The organism is Anoxynatronum buryatiense, from assembly GCF_900182905.1.
Taxonomy (GTDB): Bacteria; Bacillota; Clostridia; order Peptostreptococcales; family Tindalliaceae; genus Anoxynatronum; species Anoxynatronum buryatiense.
In genome coordinates, this window is record NZ_FXUF01000002.1 from 114,332 (window position 1) to 133,978 (window position 19,647).

At 51.7% G+C, this 19,647-nt stretch carries 15 protein-coding genes; 12 read left to right on the plus strand and 3 right to left on the minus strand.

The features are described from left to right. Nucleotides 1–17: 17 nt before the first annotated feature. The 4 genes from QOL74_RS03290 to QOL74_RS03305 all read left to right on the plus strand — a co-directional run bounded on the left by QOL74_RS03290 (nt 18) and on the right by QOL74_RS03305 (nt 5,028). Nucleotides 18–146 carry a winged helix-turn-helix domain-containing protein gene (locus tag QOL74_RS03290; protein WP_430383854.1) on the plus strand — a complete coding sequence of 43 codons (129 nt, stop codon included), beginning with the start codon at nt 18–20 and terminating at the stop codon, nt 144–146. A 161-nt stretch (nt 147–307) separates the two neighbouring features. Further along, on the plus strand, nt 308–1,438 hold the full coding sequence (gene proB, locus QOL74_RS03295) for a glutamate 5-kinase (RefSeq protein ID WP_283408013.1): 1,131 nt from the start codon (nt 308–310) through the stop codon (nt 1,436–1,438). 122 nt (nt 1,439–1,560) lie between these two features. Beyond that, nucleotides 1,561–2,817, plus strand: coding sequence for a glutamate-5-semialdehyde dehydrogenase (locus QOL74_RS03300; protein WP_283408014.1), 1,257 nt, complete (start codon nt 1,561–1,563; stop codon nt 2,815–2,817). 210 nt (nt 2,818–3,027) lie between these two features. Continuing rightward, on the plus strand, nt 3,028–5,028 hold the full coding sequence (locus tag QOL74_RS03305) for a methyl-accepting chemotaxis protein (RefSeq protein ID WP_283408015.1): 2,001 nt from the start codon (nt 3,028–3,030) through the stop codon (nt 5,026–5,028). Between the two features lie 76 nt (nt 5,029–5,104). Here the strand turns inward: QOL74_RS03305 and QOL74_RS03310 are convergent, their stop codons facing one another. The 3 genes from QOL74_RS03310 to ilvB all read right to left on the minus strand — a co-directional run bounded on the left by QOL74_RS03310 (nt 5,105) and on the right by ilvB (nt 7,587). Beyond that, nucleotides 5,105–5,317 carry a thioredoxin family protein gene (locus tag QOL74_RS03310; protein WP_283408016.1) on the minus strand — a complete coding sequence of 71 codons (213 nt, stop codon included), beginning with the start codon at nt 5,315–5,317 and terminating at the stop codon, nt 5,105–5,107. Between the two features lie 97 nt (nt 5,318–5,414). Further along, nucleotides 5,415–5,927, minus strand: a complete 513-nt coding sequence (ilvN, locus tag QOL74_RS03315) for an acetolactate synthase small subunit (protein ID WP_283408017.1) — start codon at nt 5,925–5,927, stop codon at nt 5,415–5,417. 13 nt (nt 5,928–5,940) lie between these two features. Beyond that, nucleotides 5,941–7,587, minus strand: a complete 1,647-nt coding sequence (gene ilvB, locus QOL74_RS03320; protein ID WP_283408018.1) for a biosynthetic-type acetolactate synthase large subunit — start codon at nt 7,585–7,587, stop codon at nt 5,941–5,943. A 493-nt stretch (nt 7,588–8,080) separates the two neighbouring features. On the opposite strand from ilvB, the gene QOL74_RS03325 reads away from it, so the two are divergent. The 8 genes from QOL74_RS03325 (at nt 8,081) to ftcD (ending at nt 19,605) form a co-directional block, all read left to right on the plus strand. Further along, a complete protein-coding gene (locus QOL74_RS03325; RefSeq protein WP_283408019.1) occupies nt 8,081–8,512 on the plus strand; it encodes a YaiI/YqxD family protein in 432 nt (143 codons plus the stop codon). A 115-nt stretch (nt 8,513–8,627) separates the two neighbouring features. After that, nucleotides 8,628–9,182: a peptide-methionine (S)-S-oxide reductase MsrA gene (msrA, locus tag QOL74_RS03330; protein WP_283408020.1), complete on the plus strand. Its 555-nt coding sequence runs from the start codon at nt 8,628–8,630 to the stop codon at nt 9,180–9,182. A gap of 40 nt (nt 9,183–9,222) precedes the next feature. Continuing rightward, nucleotides 9,223–12,171: an ATP-binding protein gene (locus QOL74_RS03335; protein WP_283408021.1), complete on the plus strand. Its 2,949-nt coding sequence runs from the start codon at nt 9,223–9,225 to the stop codon at nt 12,169–12,171. Between the two features lie 74 nt (nt 12,172–12,245). Continuing rightward, nucleotides 12,246–13,769 (plus strand): histidine ammonia-lyase, encoded by a 1,524-nt coding sequence (gene hutH / locus QOL74_RS03340; protein WP_283408022.1) that lies wholly within the window; start codon nt 12,246–12,248, stop codon nt 13,767–13,769. 146 nt (nt 13,770–13,915) lie between these two features. Further along, nucleotides 13,916–15,226, plus strand: a complete 1,311-nt coding sequence (locus QOL74_RS03345) for a Na+/H+ antiporter family protein (RefSeq protein ID WP_346771707.1) — start codon at nt 13,916–13,918, stop codon at nt 15,224–15,226. 251 nt (nt 15,227–15,477) lie between these two features. Next, a complete protein-coding gene (locus tag QOL74_RS03350; protein ID WP_283408023.1) occupies nt 15,478–16,326 on the plus strand; it encodes a histidine racemase CntK family protein in 849 nt (282 codons plus the stop codon). A 266-nt stretch (nt 16,327–16,592) separates the two neighbouring features. Then, on the plus strand, nt 16,593–18,617 hold the full coding sequence (gene hutU / locus QOL74_RS03355) for a urocanate hydratase (protein WP_346771708.1): 2,025 nt from the start codon (nt 16,593–16,595) through the stop codon (nt 18,615–18,617). A 94-nt stretch (nt 18,618–18,711) separates the two neighbouring features. Beyond that, nucleotides 18,712–19,605, plus strand: a complete 894-nt coding sequence (gene ftcD / locus QOL74_RS03360) for a glutamate formimidoyltransferase (RefSeq protein ID WP_283408024.1) — start codon at nt 18,712–18,714, stop codon at nt 19,603–19,605. Nucleotides 19,606–19,647: the final 42 nt, after the last annotated feature.

Genomic DNA, 19,647 nt, shown 5'->3' on the forward strand with positions numbered 1-19,647 from the left:
GTCACGGATTCAGGTATATCAGCAATTTAAGGAAGAAAATTGAGCCGGAACCTTCAAATCCCCAATACATCATTAATGTGCGGGGAGTTGGCTATAAGTTCAATCATGCCCTGGTTGGCCGAGGAGATTTGCAGGGAGAATTGTAAACATCACAAAAAACTGCCGGGCAGCATTGAAACCACTATGACGAACCCGGTGCTCTATGGTACAATAATAGTTGAACTATTTTACGGCAAATATTATCTGGAACTCATATTTAGACTGAAAGGTGGAAGCCGGAAGCCCGTCGAGGCCTTTGGCGCTGTAGATGAACCGAAAAGAACGCATGCAGCATGTGAAACGCATTGTCATCAAAGTCGGCACCTCTACCATCACCCACGGCAATGGTCTTCTGAATCTGAACCGAATGGAGCTATTGGTGCGTCAGATTGCCGATCTCCATAACCAGGACTATGAAGTGGTACTGGTATCTTCAGGCTCCATTGGTGCCGGCATTGGGCGGTTGAATTTAAAGAAGCGTCCCAATACCATCCCTGAAAAGCAGGTGGCAGCAGCAGTGGGCCAGGGAATCCTGATTCACATGTATGAAAAACTTTTCTCCGAGTATGGCAAAGTGGTGGCCCAGATTCTGCTGACAAAGGAAGACATTCACCACCGCACCCGTTTTCTTCATGTGCGAAATGCCTTCTTTTCTCTGCTGGAACAGGGCGTGGTTCCCATTGTGAATGAAAATGATGCCATTGCAGTGGATGAAATCAAACTGGGAGACAATGACACCCTTTCTGCCATTGTCAGCAGCATTGCAGAAGCAGACCTGCTGATTCTCCTTTCTGATATTGATGGCCTTTGTGAAGCGGATCCCCGGGTATGTCCCGGAGCAAAGCTGATTCACACCGTCAGCGAAATCACACCTGAAATCGAAAAACTCGCAGGCGGCGCCGGGAGCAGTCTGGGTACCGGCGGGATGATCACCAAGATCAATGCCGCCCGCATTGCCACCACCTCCGGAACAGCCATGGTGATTGTCAATGGCAGTACACCCGGGGTGATTCAGGATGTGATTGACGGCCATGAAATTGGCACATGGTTCCAAGAGCAGCAACATCCCCTGCAGGCAAGGAAACACTGGATTGCCTTTGGAAGTACGCCGGCCGGCCGGCTGGTGGTGGATGATGGCGCGGTGAGAGCACTGACAGAACGGCAAAAAAGCCTGCTTCCCAGCGGTGTTCTGAAGACAGAGGAACGCTTCAGGGAGGGTCAGATCGTTTCCATCGTCAGCCAGTCGGGGGTGGAAGTGGCCCGGGGCGTGACAAATTACAGTTCGATGGAAATTGATCAGATTAAGGGCCTGAAATCCTCTGAAATCATTGAAATATTGGGCTATAAGCCATATGATGAAGTGATACACCGAAACAATCTGGTGGTGTTGCTCCATTAAGCTACTGAGCCGGATAAAATGATGAAAGAGCTTAAGATGAACACAAGTGGATAGTGACGGAACATATCTTTTTCATATAAAGAAGTAAATAACATTGAAAGCGATGAAATGAGGTGCGGAAAATGACAATTGCAGAACAGGTGACACAACAGGCGAAAGCAGCCCGGAAGGCTTCACGGCAAATGGCATTGGTGAGTACTGATGAAAAGAATCAGTGTCTGTTAAAAATGGCAGCAGCTCTGGAAACCAACAGCAGTGTTATTCAGGCAGCCAATGAGCAGGATCTGGCGATGGCCCGGGAAAAAGGTTTTTCGCAGGCGCTCTTGGACCGGTTGATGATTAATGATGTCCGGATTACTGATATGGCCGAGGGCCTTCGACAGGTGGCGGCATTGAAAGACCCCATTGGTGAGGGATCCCGTTTGTGGACGGGTGCCGACGGCATTCAGATTTCTCAGGTGAGAACTCCCATGGGTGTGGTGGGAATGATTTATGAAGCCCGTCCCAATGTGACGGTTGATGCAGCAGCCCTGTGCCTGAAATCAGGGAATGCGGTGATTCTCAAAGGCGGATCGGAAGCTATTCATACCAATACGGCCATTGCCGGGGTGCTGAAAAGTGCCATGGCTGAAAGCGCGTTGCCGGTGGAAGCAGTACAATTAATTGAATCCACCAGCCGAGAGGCAGTCAATGTGCTCATGAAGCTCAATGGACTGGTGGATGTGCTGATTCCAAGAGGCGGTGCCGGCCTTATTAAAACCGTGGTGGAGCAAGCATCGGTTCCTGTCATTGAAACCGGTGTGGGCAACTGCCATATTTTTGTGGATGCATCGGCAGATCCTGCCATGGCAACAGCCATTGCAGTCAATGGAAAAACCCACCGACCCGCAGTGTGCAACGCTACCGAGACGCTGCTGGTTCATGAAAGATTTGCCCGTGAACACCTTGAATCTCTGACAAAACCCCTGTTGGAAAAGGGCGTTGAACTCAGGGGCTGCCCGGTGACCTGCTCTCTGGTACCGGCGGCGGTGCCTGCCAGTGAAGAAGATTGGTCAACAGAATTTCTCGATCTGATTCTGGCGGTGAAAGTGGTGGCATCACTGGATGAAGCCATCGATCACATCGAAACCTACGGCACTCGCCATTCGGAAGCCATTGTCACCGAGGAGTACAGCCATGCCCGGCGTTTTCTTCAGGAAGTGGATGCGGCCACCGTCTATGTGAATGCCTCCACCCGCTACACCGATGGATTTCAATTCGGTTTTGGCGCTGAAATCGGCATCAGTACCCAGAAGCTTCATGCCCGGGGTCCCATGGGACTGGAAGCTCTCACCAGTATCAAATACATGGTGATGGGAAACGGACAAATCAGAAAATGATTTTTCAGTTAAGCTATTCATCAAGCCTTAAAAAGCGTTGATGTAAGAATGTTTTGAACGAATTTGCCCTGAAGTCTAAGACAGTGCTTGAGTCGATGGACTGCACCAGAAATCGAAGGGACAACTGAGCCGGCAGCAACATAAGGGAAGCAGTGGTGATCGTTTAACTGCGGTTGCCTGTCGGGAAGCAAAGGAGAGAGATTCGCCTACATGAAGAGTATTCGGACTAAAATGGTATTAATCTTTGCATTACTGGTGATTTTAGCCAGTGTCTCCACAGGAATGATTGCAACAATGCGGGCGGGAGACGCTCTGGTGAATGAAGTGGAGGCCTCGTTGCTGGAAGTGGCTCATCAGGCGGCTGATTTGATTGATGCCCGAATGGAAGTGCAGGCACAGTTGATTCAGCTGATAGCCGCCATGCCGGAAGTGACCGGGATGGACTGGGATGAGCAGTATCTGGCCCTCAACGAGTTTCGAAACATATTGAACTTCAGAACCATTGCAGTGGTGCAACCCGGTGGTGCCGCCCGCTATCTGGACGGCTCTACAGCACAGCTGGGCGACCGGTCATATATCCGGTCGGCTTTCAACGGTCAAACCCTGCATACAGACGTGCTGGTGGATGCCGACTACCATGAACAGGGTATCACCTTTGTGACACCCATACGCCGGGACGACCGTACAGTGGGGGTTTTGCTGGCGGTGGCCGTCTGGTATTCGGTGAGTGAGCAGATCGAAGATATTGGTTTGGGAGAAAGCGGCTATGCCTATGTGGTCAACCATGAAGGAAGAGTGGTGGCTCACCGGGATCGTCAATTGGTGATGGATGCTTTTAATCCCATTCGACAGAATGAAGAAGATGGGTCGCTGGCATCCCTGGCAGCCTTCATGGAAGAGGTGCTGAGCCAACGCCAGGGTGTTATCCGTTACACCAACAACGACCAGGATCTATATGGTGCTTTCGTCCCCATCGAAGGAGCCCACTGGTACATGGTGGTGACAGCTGATGCCAATGAAGTACTCAGCGCCATTCCGGTGATTCAGCGAGAGATGATGGTGGTGGCAGCTGTCATTGTCTTGATTTGCATGATCCTCACCTTCCTTGTGGGCAGTTCCTTTGCCAAGCCCATCATTATGATTCGCCGTGCGCTGGACCGGTTGGCAGACTACGATTTGACCCTTGAAGATGAAGCTGTTATAGAAGGGTATCGTGGGCGTAAAGATGAAATCGGACAGATTTCCGGGTCGCTGGTGCGGGTGCATGAAAATCTGAAAAGCCTCATTAAGGGAATCTCTCTCCAGTCTGAACAGCTGGCCATGGCATCGGAGGAAATGGCCACTATTTGCAGAGAAACCTCCATTGCCGCAGCAGAAGTGGCAAAAACAATCGAAGAAATTGCCGGTGGTGCCACCGATCAGGCCCGGGAAACAGAAGAAAGTGCCGCCAATGCAGAGCGCATGGGAGCAGCCATCGCAGAAAATGCCCAGGATCTTGTGACACTGGATCTTTCGGTGACTGCGGTGGAGAAGCTGCGACAGGAAGGCATGGAGGCCATGCACCGGTTGGTGGATAAAACGGCTGTTACAGCCAAGACTTCTTCAGAGGTGCAGCACATTATACAGAAAACCAATGACAGCACTGGCCGCATTGCAGAGGCCAGCCAAATGATCCGCAACATTGCCGACCAGACCAACCTGCTGGCATTGAACGCCGCCATAGAAGCGGCCAGAGCGGGAGAAGCCGGCAGAGGCTTTGCTGTTGTGGCAGATGAAATTCGCAAACTGGCGGAACAGTCAGAGAGCTTCACAGACGAAATTCAGCGGGTGATTGAAGAGGTATCGGCCAATGTTGGCCGAGCGGTGGAAGCCATGGCCACTGCAGCCCGGCTCACACAGGAGCAGGAAGCTCATGTGTCGGAGACCAATGAACGTTTCGAGGGTATTGCAGGCGCCCTGGAACAAATGACGGAAGCGATTACAACCCTGAAAGCGTCCGGCGGTGAAATGGAGCAAAGGAAGAATGCGTTGGTAGAGGCGGTGGAAAGCTTATCGGCTATTTCCGAAGAAAATGCAGCCTCCACGCAGCAAGCTTCAGCTTCCATTGAGGAACAAACGGCTTCCATCGACCAGATTGCAGGGAACAGCAACGATTTGACAGAGCTGGCGCAGCAAATGAACGAAGCCATAGCCCGTTTTAAATTGAAATAACTTCATCAAAAACCCCCTGGGAACTGATAAATCCCAGGGGGTTCACTATTTGAGCGATAAGGACTGCTGTTTAGAGCTACAGGTGCTGCTGTTCATTGACAGCTTTTTTCAGAAGATCCGGCATGGTGAAAATGGAGGGAACGTGTCCCGCCGCCACCAGTTGCCGGTTTACAAATAGTGCCGGCAGTGACTGAATGCCGTCTTTTTCTATGACGGCAAGGCTGCAGACCAGTGTCACGGATGCCTTCAGCTGAAGGCGGCGAAGGGCCTCGTCAACGACGGGCTTCATTTTACTGAAGCCTCAGCCAATGTCCTCATAAATGGTGATGTGAATCTGTGTATCGATGGGATCACCTCACTGACAAATTGTTAATCACACGATCATATTACCCGTCTTTACGGCTGTTATTCACCTGAATGGCTTTGGCACCCCGATCAACGGCAATCATGCCGGTACGTACCAACTCTTTAATGCCAAAATCCCGGAGCATTTCTTCCAGTGCCGCCATTTTTTTGCTGTCACCGGTGACTTGAATGGTGACAGAGTTTTTGCTGATGTCTACGATCTTTTCTCTGAAAATGTTGACAATTTCCACGATCTCGTTTCGGGTGGCGGGAGTGGCGTGCACTTTAATGAGAGCCAGCTCACGTGCAATGGCCTCTTGGCCGATGTCGGAAACTTTAATGACATCAATCAACTTATTCAGCTGTTTAGAGATCTGTTCCAGAATATATTCGTCTCCTTCGGCAACGATGGTAATGCGGGAGATTTCAGGGTCTTCCGTCACACCCACTGCCAGGCTGTGAATGTTAAAGCCTCTGCGGCTAAACAAGCCCACCACTTTAGAAAGGACACTGGGGCGGTTTTCAACAAGAATGGCCAAAATATGCTTTTTCATCTGAAATCCCTCCTTATACCTGCTGGGCCGGAATCACATTTGACACGGGGTCAATGATGAATTCCGCCAGCATGGTGCCTTCATGAGCCAGCAACTGATCCAGGGCTGCATCCAGTTCTTCCTGCCGTTCAACTCGAATGGCCGGAAAACCATAGGCTTCCGCCAGCTTTCCAAAGGAGGGATTGCCCGTCAGGGTGGTCTGGGTGTAGCGTTTTTCGCAGAAATGCTCCTGTAGTTCCCGCACCATGCCCAGGCGGCTGTTGTTAAGAAGGACTATTTTAATGGACAATCCTTCCTGAGCAGCAGTGGCCAGTTCTGTGAGGTTCATCTGAAAGCTGCCGTCCCCGGTGACCAATAGTACCTGCTGATGGGGGCAGCCGATTTTGGCACCAATGGCGGCGGGTAAACCATAGCCCATGGTACCCAATCCACCAGAGGTGAGAAAAGTGCGCGGGTGTTCGAAGGCATAGTAACGGCCGGTCCATACCTGGTGTTGTCCCACGTCAGTGGTGACAATGGTATCCTTTGAGGCCCTGGCCGACAGTTTCTGAATCACTTCCATGGGATCAAGACCCGCTGCGTCTTCTCCTGCTCCGGTACCCTTCACCACTTGTTTCCATTCCTTAATCTGCGCCATCCATTCTGGGTTATCTCGGTGAAAATCCTGTTCCAGCAGTCCCTGCAGCGTTCTTTTGATATCACCCACAATGGGAATATGGATGTCAATGTTTTTGCCGATTTCTGCCGGGTCCACATCGATATGGACCACGGTGAGTGCTTTTTGGGCAAAATCTGACCGTTTGCCTGTGGATCGGTCAGCCATGCGGGACCCCATGACCACCAGAAAATCTGCTTCAGCCACTGCTTGTTTGGCCGGGTAGACGCCATGATCGCCTCCCAGCATTCCCAGTGAAAGGGGATGGCTGGCAGGGAAGGCTCCAATGCCCATCAGGGTGGTGGCCACCGGTGCCTGCATGCGTTCGGCAAAAGCGATTAGTTCCTGTGTGGCATTGGCCATGATACCGCCGCCGCCAACCACGATCACCGGTCGCCTGGAGTCCATCATGGCTTCAATGGCTTTTTTAATCTGTCGGGGATGGCCTTTCAGTGTTGGTTTGTAACCCCGCAGATCAACTGTTTCAGGATAAGAAAAATCAAGGATGGCGGTTTGAACATCTCTGGGTATATCAATCAGTACAGGTCCGGGTCTTCCGGTGGTGGCGATGTGAAAGGCTTCCTTGAATATGCGCGGCAAGTCACTCACATCATTTACCAAATAGTTGTTTTTGGTGAAGGGTTCGGTGGCACCGGTAATGTCCACTTCCTGAAATACATCCCGGCCGATGAGATCGGTGCCCACCTGACCGGTGATGGCGATGAGGGGGATGGAATCCATGTAGGCAGTTGCAATGCCTGTGATCAGGTTGGTGGCACCAGGGCCCGAGGTGGCCATGCAGACACCAGGTTTACCTGTCACCCGGCTGTAGCCGCTGGCGGCATGGGCAGCTCCCTGTTCGTTGCGCACCAGCACCTGGCGAATACCTGAGTCGATGAGGGCGTCATAAAGTAGCAGATTGGCCCCTCCCGGATAACCGAATAAGACACTGACACCCTCCTGTCGGAGAGCTTCAACCACACATGCTGCGCCACTCATTTTCATCTTCTCTCACTCCTTGTTCTTTAGTTCACCTGTTTTGGAAAAAAGAGTATCAAAAAACCTGCCTCATCCAACAGGGACGAAACAGGTTCTGTTCGTGGTACCACCCAAATTCCCCGGCACGTTTCTGAACCGGGCTCACTGACTTCAGCCGCTGGGGCAAAAGTGATGTCCGATAACGGGGACAAAACGCAGCAACCTACTGACAGCGCCGAAAGAAACATACAGCCTGTGTTCAGAACTGGGCCTCGGGAGGGAGTATATGATGAAACTTTCCACCGGTTCACACCACCCACCGGCTCTCTGAAAGAAAGCAGTCACCTGTTGTCTCCGTCATTGGCTAATTGACAGAAAATAATGTTATCGCTTACAATATCAGCTTCTGTTGAGTTTGTCAACAGTTATTTTTGAAATAATAACTCGATTCGCACTTTTAAAGACAAAGAGGCCGGCTGTATGATAAACTGAAGAAAAATCACTGGGAAGGAGGTGCTCTGTGAAAATTCTGGTGGATGCTGACGGATGCCCCAAGGGAGCGCTTCAAGCCTGCCTGAAGGAAGGGAAGAAAAGACAGATAGAAGTATGGACAGTGGCCAACTATCATCATCGCATAGAATCTGATCATCATGTGACGGTGGATGGCGGCTCTCAGGAAGCAGACATGAAAGTGATGAACCTGGCAGAGCCTGGAGATGTGGTGGTGACCCAGGACTGGGGCCTGGCCGCACTGATTTTGGGAAAAGGAGCCCGATGCCTTCATCCTTCGGGGAAGGAGTATCGCCATGAAACCATTGATTTTCTACTGGAAGAGCGGGAAATGAAAGCTAAAATCAGGCGAAGCGGCGGGCGTACCAAGGGGCCTGGAAAACGGACCGATGCTGAAAATCGGCAATTTTGCGAAATGCTGGTGAAGCTGCTGGATGAATAGCAGGCTGGTGAAGATGATAATGGAGCGAATAAGAACTGAATCAGTGAAAAATGATTGATGACTGGTATAAGCATATGTGGTTCGAAAGTGATATAGATGGAAAGGAAGTGTGTCAATGAGCCAACAGGAAGCACAAACAGCTTACTTTGCAGGAGGGTGTTTTTGGTGCATGGTGTCTCCCTTTGATGTACTGGAAGGAATTCTTGAGGTGCGGTCCGGCTACATGGGCGGCCACCTGGAGAATCCCCGGTATGAAGATGTGAAAAGCCAGCAGACCGGTCACTATGAGATTGTGCGCATTTTATATGATCCTGGAGTGATCTCCTATGAAAAGCTGCTGGAAGCCTTTTGGCGTCAGGTGGACCCCACCGATGATGAGGGCCAGTTTCAGGACAGGGGGCCTTCCTACCGAACAGCGATATTTTACACCACTGAAACACAGCGGCTGGCTGCTGAAAAATCGAAAAAGGAACTGGATGATTCCCGGCGGTTTCCTGACCCGGTGATCACACCCATTCTTCCTGCAGGCACTTACTTTGATGCTGAAGAATATCACCAGGATTTCTATCGAAAGAGTCCTGAAGAATACAAACTGGATCGAAGTAAATCAGGGCGTGACGAGTTCATCAAGAAGTATTGGGGAGACGAGTACTATGCCATCTATGACTGAAACGTGTCAGAGTGAGCAGCGCTGGAAAGAAGGTGGCTGAATGCTAGTTGTGACAGTGACCATGCTGGATATTCCGGGAGTTTCGCTGGATAACCGCCCTGTGAAGCTTCCCTACCGAAAAGCGGAAGCGGTTTTTTACTACCTGGCCTGCCGCCAAAAGGCGACACGTGATGAGCTGATGCATCTTTTATGGGGCGATTTTCCGGAGGAAACCGCCCGCAAAAACCTTCGAAATGCCCTTTACAAAATCAGAAAGGCCTTTGATGAAGAGGTGCTGATTGCCATAGGCCAATCGGAAATTCGCTTAAATCCGAATTTCCAGTGGGTGATTGATGTGGAACAGTTCAACGGAGATGAACCGGAAGCCTGGCAGCACTATCGTCAGGAATTTTTGCGCGGGTTTTCAGTCAAAGATGCCGTGGAATTTGAAGACTGGATGCTGGCAGAACGCCAGCGCTTGCAGCAACAATACCTGCGAAAACTGCAGTATGTCCTGAAAAATGCACAGCAGTCAGGGGATCAGGAAATCATGCTGCAAGTGGCAGAAGAAATGGTGCTGCAGGATCCTTTTGATGAAAAGGCAAGGCGAATCCTGATGCAGGTTTACGCAGATCGTGGAGAGGCCCACAGAGCCATTCAGGAATTCGAGTCAGTAACCGCCATGCTTCGTGAAGAGCTGGGGATTCAGCCGGAGGCAGAAACCCGAAAACTGGCAGAAACCCTTCAGAAGCAGCGGCAGGAGCCCGCATCCCCACAAAAACCGACAGTGGGCGAGAAACGCATTTTTGGTCGTCAAAGGGAATGGCATCAGCTGGAACAGGCACTTGAAACCTTCCGGCGGCAGCAGCAATCAGGAATCGTGGTGGTTTCGGGAGAAGCTGGTGTGGGAAAAACCATGCTGCTGGAAACCTTTCTGGAAGAAGCGGTGACAGACCATTTTCCCATTTTTCAGGCCAACTGCTATCAGCAGGAGGAATCTTTTTTCCTGAAACCATGGCAACCGGTGTTTTCAAGGCTTGCAGATTTGATTGAAACAGAGGGGATACAGCTCCCCAGGCAGTGGCTGGCCCTGATCGCCGGTCAGTTTCCAATCTTCGAAACCCTTCTCAACTCCGATAAGGGAGAGACTGAGACGCCAATGGGCCTCTATGACAGTCGGCCCAACCAACCATTGATGGAAGCAGTGACAGGGATCTTCAAAAAAATAACCGAGAATCGTCCGGTGGTTATCTTTTTCGAAGATATTCACTGGATGGACCGGGTCAGTCTTCAGTTGATGCAGCGTCTCCTTCAAGAATCCCGGCTGCCGCTGTTATTTTTGACCACTGTTCGCAGTGGATATGAAGACCAACTGGCGGCCTTTATGGCGACCCTTGTCCGACGCCCGCTTTTTCAGAGGGTGAGCCTGGCCTGCTTCAACGAAAAAGAAACATTTCAATGGGTGCAGGAAGCTTCCCGCCGGCTGACAGAAACACACCGGCCTGATGAAACCACCTGCCGGCAAATCTTCAAAGAAACCGGCGGCAACCCCTTCTTTGTGGCCGAATACCTGTATGCCCTTCAACATCAGACTCAGCCGGGCCAATTGACTCCCAAAGCCCAGGATATTTTACGCAGCCGTCTTTGCGAATTTTCCCAGGAAACCCGAAAATTACTGGAACTGGTGTCTCTGTTTTTTCACCGGGTCTCCCTGAATCTACTGGCAGATCTCACCAGTGAGGATGAAATGACCACCTTGGAAATGATTCAGCAGTTGATTCAACGTGGGATGCTGCGTGAAGTGGATGACGGTCACAAAATCAGTATGGCCTTCAATCATGAAAAGTTTCGTGAGTATGTATATCAGCAACAGCCTCCCGTAAAGCGGAAGTTGTTGCATCGTCGGGTAGGTGTGCAACTGGAGAAACAACTGACGGGGTCGACGGGGGATGTCTTGCGTTATACTGATTTGATCCATCACTTCAAACTGGGGGGCGACCACCGTCAAACCCTGAAATATACCCTGGCCTACCTTAATGCCTACCTGGATTACTATCATGAGCTTTTCCCCAGCGTCATGCACCCCAGAGAACTGTCAAAACAGTCATTGTTGATGCCCCGGGAAGAAGCCCTCCTTTACTTTGAGCAAGTGGAAGACATGCTGACCAGGCTGGAGCCGGAAGATTTGGCTGAAGCGGAAGTGCAGAGCTGGAAGATTGCCTATTTCCATGTAAAGGGACGTCTGCTGATTAGGGAAGGCGACTATCATGAGGGTGTGTCCACCACGCGCAATATGATTCGCCTGGCAGAGGAGACTGGTAACTGGCGGTATGCCGTCCATGGCTTTCAACAGCTCATCAATTATGGGATTCAAACTCAACAGCCGGAAGTCATGCGGGTGAATCTGGAGGCGGCCATGAATCTGGCAGAAGCCCGGGGATTGACAGACCGGGTGCCGGTGCTGCTGCGTCTGCAGGGACTTTACCTCCTCATACAGCATCATTTTGATCAGGCAGAGTCGGTATTGGAGCAGGCCATTGAAACAGTGAATAAAATGCCGGAAAAACATCGGCATCAAGTGGTTCATGTGGCAGCCTGCCGATATTACCTGGGCGAAATCATGCGCAACCGCCAGCAGTGGGGGGAAGCAATCGTTCACTATCAAAGAGCCATTACGGAGTGTGGGGAACAGGAAGCCCGGCACCATTCCATCGCAGTGTTCCACACTGGCATGGGTCAAGCCTATTACGAAATGAACCGGATTGCTGACGCAGAGAGGAGCCTGCAACAGGCACTGGAACATTTCAGGGCTTTCGATATTTATTGGAGGCGGTCCATTGCCAATGCGTACATGGCATTAATTCTGGCAGAAAAAGGAGACGGAAAACAGGCTGGTCATTACCTTCAGGAAGCGACCCGTTATGCAGAAAAATTGCAAAATCCCTATGAACTGGGGGTTGTGAAACGAGTGCAGGAGCTGGTGCATCAAAGACTGTCAGAAGAATCCTGATGATGCGTCACAACCTGTTGACGTTTTGGTGACGCTCCTTTGATAAACTGCATGAAAAGTGAGGAGGAATGAGCGTGGAACCAATTCGGATTGACGGCAATCATTTGACAGTGGAAAACGTTTTGCAGGTCGCGCGGGAACAGGTTCAGGTGACACTGACAGAACAGGCGGCAGCCCAGGTGCGTCGTTCTCGGGAAGTCGTGGATGCCTTTGTAGATGAAGGAAAAGTAGTGTATGGCATTACCACCGGATTTGGCAAGTTCAGTGATGTGGTGATTTCCAAGGACGAGGCCAGGGAGCTGCAAAAAAACCTGATCATGAGCCATGCCTGCGGTGTGGGAGATCCACTGTCGGAGGAAACCGTGCGTGCAGTGATGCTTCTTCGGGCCAATGCCCTTTCAAAAGGTTTTTCAGGCGTGCGGCTGGAAACCATACAGGTGCTCCTGGACATGCTGAACCAGGGCGTTCATCCGGTGATTCCGGAAAAAGGATCCCTGGGAGCCAGCGGCGATCTGGCGCCTTTATCCCATATGGTACTGGTGATGATGGGTGAAGGAGAGGCTTTTTACCAGGGCAAGCGCCTCACGGGAAGTGAAGCCATGAAGGCTGCAGGCATCCAACCCATTGAACTGACTTCGAAAGAAGGGCTGGGCCTCATCAACGGAACCCAGGTGATGACAGCTGTGGGGGTTTTGTGTGTGGCAGATGCCCTGAACCTGGTGAAACTGGTGGATGTGGCAGGGGCCCTGACACTGGAAGCCTTGCGGGGAATCACCGACGCCTTTGACTCCAGGGTTCATCGGCTGCGGCCCCATGAAGGACAGATGCGCAGTGCCGCCAACATATTACGACTTACCACAGACAGCCGGCGAACCACCCGACAGGGAGAACTCCGGGTTCAGGATGCCTATACATTGAGATGCATTCCCCAGATTCACGGCGCTTCATGGGATGCCCTGCTGCATGTGAAGGAAAAACTGGATATTGAAATCAATGCGGTGACAGACAATCCCCTGATCTTTGCCGATGAAAGGGACGCCATTTCGGGGGGGAACTTTCATGGACAGCCGGTGGCTCTGGCTTTCGATTATATGGGTATTGCCCTGGCAGAAATTGCCAACGTATCTGAACGACGCATTGAGCGGCTGGTGAATCCTCAGTTAAGCGGATTGCCCGCTTTTCTGACAAAAAAAGGCGGTCTCCACTCAGGCTTTATGATTGCCCAGTATGCAGCGGCAGCGCTGGTATCAGAAAACAAAGTGCTGGCACATCCGGCCAGTGTGGATTCCATTCCCTCGTCAGCCAACCAGGAAGATCATGTGAGCATGGGAACCATCGGTGCCCGAAAAGCCAGAAGCATTCTCACCAATGCCCAGCAGGTGGTGGCAGTGGAGCTGATGGCAGCGTGCCAGGCAGTGGACCTTGATCCAATGGGTGAACTGGGGAAAGGAACTGAAGCAGCTTACAGTGTGCTGCGCCGGCAAGTCTCCATGTTGGAAGAAGATCGAATTCTCTACCTGGATATGGAACAGTGTGCCCAGTTGGTGCGAAATGGCACCTTGTTGCAGGCGGTGGAAGCAGCAGTGGGACAGCTGTAATATATTGTTGCCAGCTATGCCGGTGGCCAGGTACCCCGGAATGTGGCGGGCTGCGCGCTAAACGTTGTGAAAGGAGGCTAAGTGTCATGACCATGGTCATGAACTGGTGGTTGAAGAAGGGAACTTAACCAAAAAGGAGGAATATCATGTTAACCAATCCTGTGGTTTTATCTGTCATCATCATGATTGTTCTTTGTCTCCTGAAACTGAACGTATTGCTGGCACTCATTGTGGCAGCCCTGGCAGGCGGTCTTCTGGCTGGTATGCCCCTAGGGGAAACCATGGGCGTCCTCATAGGCGGCATGGGCGGTAACTCCAGCACAGCCCTCAGCTATATTCTGCTGGGTGCCCTGGCGGCAAGCCTTCACAAGACAGGGATTGCTGTCATTCTGGCGAAAAAAATTGTTCAGTGGGTTCGTGGTAAGGGCATCATTCTCGTGGTGATCATCGCCGCAGTGGCATGCCTGTCCCAAAACCTGATTCCGGTTCACATTGCCTTTATTCCCATTATGATTCCGCCCCTGCTAGCTGTTATGAACAAGTTGAAGATCGATCGCCGCGCAGTGGCTTCAGCCCTCACCTTTGGATTAAAGGCACCTTACGTGGCCCTGCCGGTGGGCTACGGCTGGATTTTCCACGGTATCATCAGTGATCAGATGTCTGAAAACGGTCTGACAGTGGCCCAGGGTGAGGTTTGGCACGTGATGTGGATTCCCGGACTTGCCATGGTTATCGGGCTTTTTATTGCCATCTTTGTTACATACCGAAAGCCCAGAGAATATCAGGACCTGGAAACAGTAGCTGCAGCAGCTGATGAGGCTGAAACAGCCGTTACCATGACAGGCCGGCACTGGGTAGCGCTGGTGGGAGCTTTTTCTGCGCTGGCCATTCAGGTGAGTCCCCTGGGAAGCCTGCACATCGGTGCGGTTGTGGGAATGGCCATCATGCTTATTGGTGGTGCCATCAAGTGGAAAGACATTGACGAAATGATTCATAGTGGTATTGGCATGATGGGCTTTATTGCCTTTGTCATGCTGGTGGCCGCTGGTTATGGTGCTGTCATTCGTGAAACCGGAGGCGTTGAAACCCTGGTGGCTTCTGCCAGCGGCATGCTGGCTGGGAACCAATTGGTTGCCGCCACTCTCATGATTCTCATTGGCCTGTTCATCACCATGGGGATCGGTACTTCCTTTGGAACCATTCCCATTATTGCAGCCATCTATGTGCCCCTGGCCATGTCTGTGGGCTTCAGTACCCCGGCCACCATCCTGCTCATCGGAACGGCTGCCGCACTGGGTGATGCCGGTTCCCCCGCTTCTGACAGTACGTTGGGGCCAACAGCAGGGTTGAATGTGGATGGGCAGCATGACCACATCTGGGATACCTGCGTTCCCACCTTTATGCATTACAATATTCCGCTGGTCATTTTTGGCATCATCGGTGCGGTGTTGCTGTAAAACAGTCATGAGCATCAAAGCCGTTGTCTCTTCGTGAGATAGCGGCTTTTTACCATTAACGAAACATATGCCTGAAAAGGTACCGGGAAGGTGATTTTCTTAAAGGGAGATTTTTAAAAAGTGGCTTCATTCAATGGAAACAGGTTGTACGGGGGGCAGACCTCGGGTATGCTTAAATGGTCAGCATTTTTGATGAAAAGAATGTCAGGAAACTGGATTTGAAAGACTCTTAGAGAAAGAGGGCGTTGACATTGAGACTGACGTTTGTGAAGTGCAATCCCACAGAAAATATGACCATTCTCATCTTTGATCCGGTGGAGCCGGAGAAGTATCCCATGATTGCTGGTCGCATCATGCAGGAGAATCATCTCCATGCTGAACAAGTGGGCTTTGTGAAACCACCGGCAGCAGAAGCGTCCGGTGTTGACAGTGTGTTGGAGATGATGGGCGGTGAGTTCTGTGCCAATGCCACCCGCTCTCTGGCGGCAGCGCTGGCCTTTCGAAACAAACCGGGAAGAGAAACGGAAAAGAAGAAGGGGAATGATCAGCTGGAGTATCTATTGGCTGTTTCAGGTGTGCGGGAACCCGTTTCATGCCGTGTCACGGCCACTCATCATGAGGGGATTTATAGGTCCGCTGCCCGCCTTCCCCTTCCCCTGTCAGTGGAGACCTTGACTTTTCAGTGGGAGGCTCAGGTGTTGGCTGGAACACTGGTAACCTTTCCCGGTATCGCCCACCTGGTTTTTCAAACAAATGTGGATGATCCTGAAAGCTTTTTTCCGCTGGTGTTTGAGCAACTGGAAGACCGCCACCATGAAGCCTTGGGTATGATGTTTTATGAACCGCATGACAGCCGTATGAAACCGCTGGTGTGGGTAAGGGCAACGGATACCCTGATTTGGGAACGAGGCTGTGGCTCTGGTACCGCTGCAGTGGGAGTGGCACTGGCTGTGGAGGCCCGGCAAACCATCCGGAAAACCATTTTTCAGCCGGGCGGGGCACTGGAAATTGCTTTGGAATGGGAGGATGGGGTGAAACAGATCGAACTGGATGGTGAAGTGGCAGTGGTGGCCACAGGAACACTGTTGTTACCGGAATAGCTCGATCGTGTTTCGTCATCAGCCGCTGACGCTCACCTGGGCCTGTCTTTGAATGGTCAAAGTATAGCCATGACACATCGCTTCAGTGATGTTGATTTATCGACACTTTGTTGACGCAGATCAGATATGCTGTTGCATAGAAAGGGACAAGTCTTTCTGTGACGTTGCCCGTGTAACTGCATGAACTGAACGCAGATCATCCGGCAGGCATCTTATACCGCCGGAAATATCGATGAAGATGAAGAAACTGGGAGGAGCGATGAATAATGATTCACCAACATGTGGCTGATGCCATGACCATCAAGTTGACAGGTCCCCTGCCGGACCCAAAGCCGTTTGCTGAGGGAATCCGCCGGGCACCAGACCGGGGATTCAAACTGACAGCGGCCCAAACAGAAACAGCTCTAAAAAACGCCCTGCGATATATTCCTGAGGAACACCACGACATCATGGCGCCGGAATTTCTGGAAGAACTCACCACCATGGGGCGCATTTATGGTTACCGGTTTCGTCCTGAAGCTAACATCAAGGCAAAACCCATTCATGAGTATCAAGGCAACTGTCTGGAAGGCAAAGCATTTCAGTTGATGATGGATAATAACCTGGATTTTGACGTGGCCCTGTACCCCTACGAGCTGGTGACCTACGGTGAAACCGGCAAAGTCTGTCAAAACTGGATGCAGTATCTGCTGATTCAACAGTACCTGCAGGTAATGACCCAGGACCAGACGCTGGTGGTTTCTTCCGGGCATCCCGTGGGACTGTTCCACTCCAAGCCTGAGAATCCCCGGGTGATCATTACCAACTCCCTGATGGTGGGGCTTTTTGACAACCCCAAAGACCAGGATATTGCTGAACAGATGGGAGTGGCCAACTATGGCCAGATGACCGCCGGAGGATGGATGTACATCGGTCCCCAGGGCATTGTTCACGGCACCTTCAATACCCTGTTGAATGCAGCCCGACAAAAACTCAATATTGCTGATGATGCTGACCTGGCGGGTATTCTTTTTGTCTCCTCCGGCCTTGGCGGCATGAGCGGCGCACAGCCCAAAGCGGTGGAAATTGCCGGCGGGGTGGGGATCATCGCCGAGGTGGATGCTTCCCGAATTAAAACCCGTCACGACCAGGGGTGGGTGACAGAGGTCACCGACGATCTGGCAGAGACTTTCCGATTGGCCAAGGAAGCTCAGAAGGCAAAGAAAGCGGTTTCCATTGCCTATCATGGCAATATCGTGGACTTACTGGCTTATGCAGTGGAAAACCAGATTCACATTGATCTGTTGTCGGACCAGACTTCCTGCCATGCCGTCTATGACGGCGGCTATTGTCCCCGGGGAATGACTTTTGAAGAACGAACCCGTATGTTGAAAACTGACCGTCAGGCATTTGTTAGCAAGGTGGATGAAACCCTGCGTATCCATTTTGAAATGATCAAGGCACTGGTAAATCAGGGCACTTATTTCTTTGACTACGGCAACGCCTTCCTGAAATCGGTCTATGATGCCGGCGTGAAAGAAGTGTCCAAGAACGGTATTGATGACAAAGACGGCTTTATCTTTCCCTCCTATGTGGAAGATATCATGGGGCCTGAGCTCTTTGATTTTGGCTATGGTCCTTTCCGGTGGGTATGCCTCAGTGGTGATCCCGAAGATCTCCGAAAAACCGACGCGGCAGCCATGGCCTGCATCGACCCCGACCGCCGTGGCCAGGACCGTGACAACTATGTGTGGATCCGCGACGCGGAGAAGAATCAGATGGTGGTGGGCAGCCAGGCTCGCATTCTCTACCAGGATGCTTACGGTCGTCTGAAAATTGCCCTGAAGTTCAATGAAATGGTGCGCCGGGGAGAAGTTGGACCCATCATGCTGGGCCGTGATCACCATGATGTCAGCGGTACCGACTCACCTTTCCGCGAAACCTCCAACATTAAAGACGGCAGTAATGTGATGGCTGATATGGCTACTCAGTGCTTCGCCGGAAACGCTGCCCGGGGAATGAGCCTGGTGGCCCTTCACAATGGCGGGGGTGTGGGGATTGGCAAGTCCATCAACGGCGGATTTGGTATGGTGCTGGACGGCAGCCGGCGGGCAGATGAAATTCTTGAATCCGCCATGCTTTGGGACGTGATGGGCGGCGTGGCCCGTCGTGCCTGGGCCCGCAACGAAAATGCCATCACTACCAGCATGGAGTATAACCAGCTGAACCAGGGCCGTGATCACATTACCCTGCCTTATCCGGCTGATGAGGAGAAAATTAAGGCATTGGTGGCTCAAAAGCTGGGTGGTTGATAAAAGGGACCCCCATCAGTATCAATGGGTGCCTGTTGGATAGATTCCGATAAAAAGTGTGCCAAAAATGTGAAACCGGAAAGGACAGATCACCATGAAGCAAATTGTACAGTGCATTCCCAATTTCAGCGAAGGCCGGGATTTGGATAAAATCGAAAAAATTGTGTCACCTTTTCGTGGAAAAGAAGGTGTTAAACTGCTGGATTACAGCCGGGATGAAGATCACAACCGGATGGTGGTCACAGTGGTGGGAGAACCGGAACCGTTGAAAAAAGCTGTGTTGGAAGCCGTGGGAGTGGCCATCGACCTCATTGACATGAACCGCCATGAAGGTCAGCATCCCCGCATGGGTGCCGTGGATGTGATTCCCTTTGTACCCATTCGCAATGTGACCATGGAAGAAGCGGTGGCCATGGCGAAGGATGTGGCTGCTGCAGCCTGGGAAACCTACGGGCTGCCCATTTTCCTCTATGAAAAAGCAGCCACAGCGCCCCACCGGGAAAATCTGGCGGCGGTGCGAAAAGGCCAGTTTGAGGGGATGGCAGAGAAACTTCAGGACCCCCAGTGGCAGCCAGATTTCGGTGCCCAGCTTCATCCCACCGCCGGGATCACCGCCGTGGGGGCGCGGATGCCTCTGGTGGCTTTCAATGTGAACTTGGACTCCAACAACCTGGAATTTGCCAACCAGATCGCTAAAAATGTACGTCACCTCAGCGGAGGCCTGCGCTACTGCAAGGGGATTGGCATTGAACTCAAGGACCGGGGGATTGTGCAGGTATCCATGAACATGACAGACTACAGCAAAACAGCCCTTTACCGGGTGTTTGAACTGATCCGCATAGAGGCCCGGCGCTACGGCGTGAATATTGTGGGCAGCGAAATCATTGGGCTGGTACCCATGGAAGCTCTCATTGATACAGCGGTGTATTATCTGGGAGTTGAAAACTTCAGCATGGATCAGGTGCTGGAAAAGCGAATTATGGAATAACCAACGGTTGTCGGGGCAAGTGGTGCCCTGTATGAAGGGCAG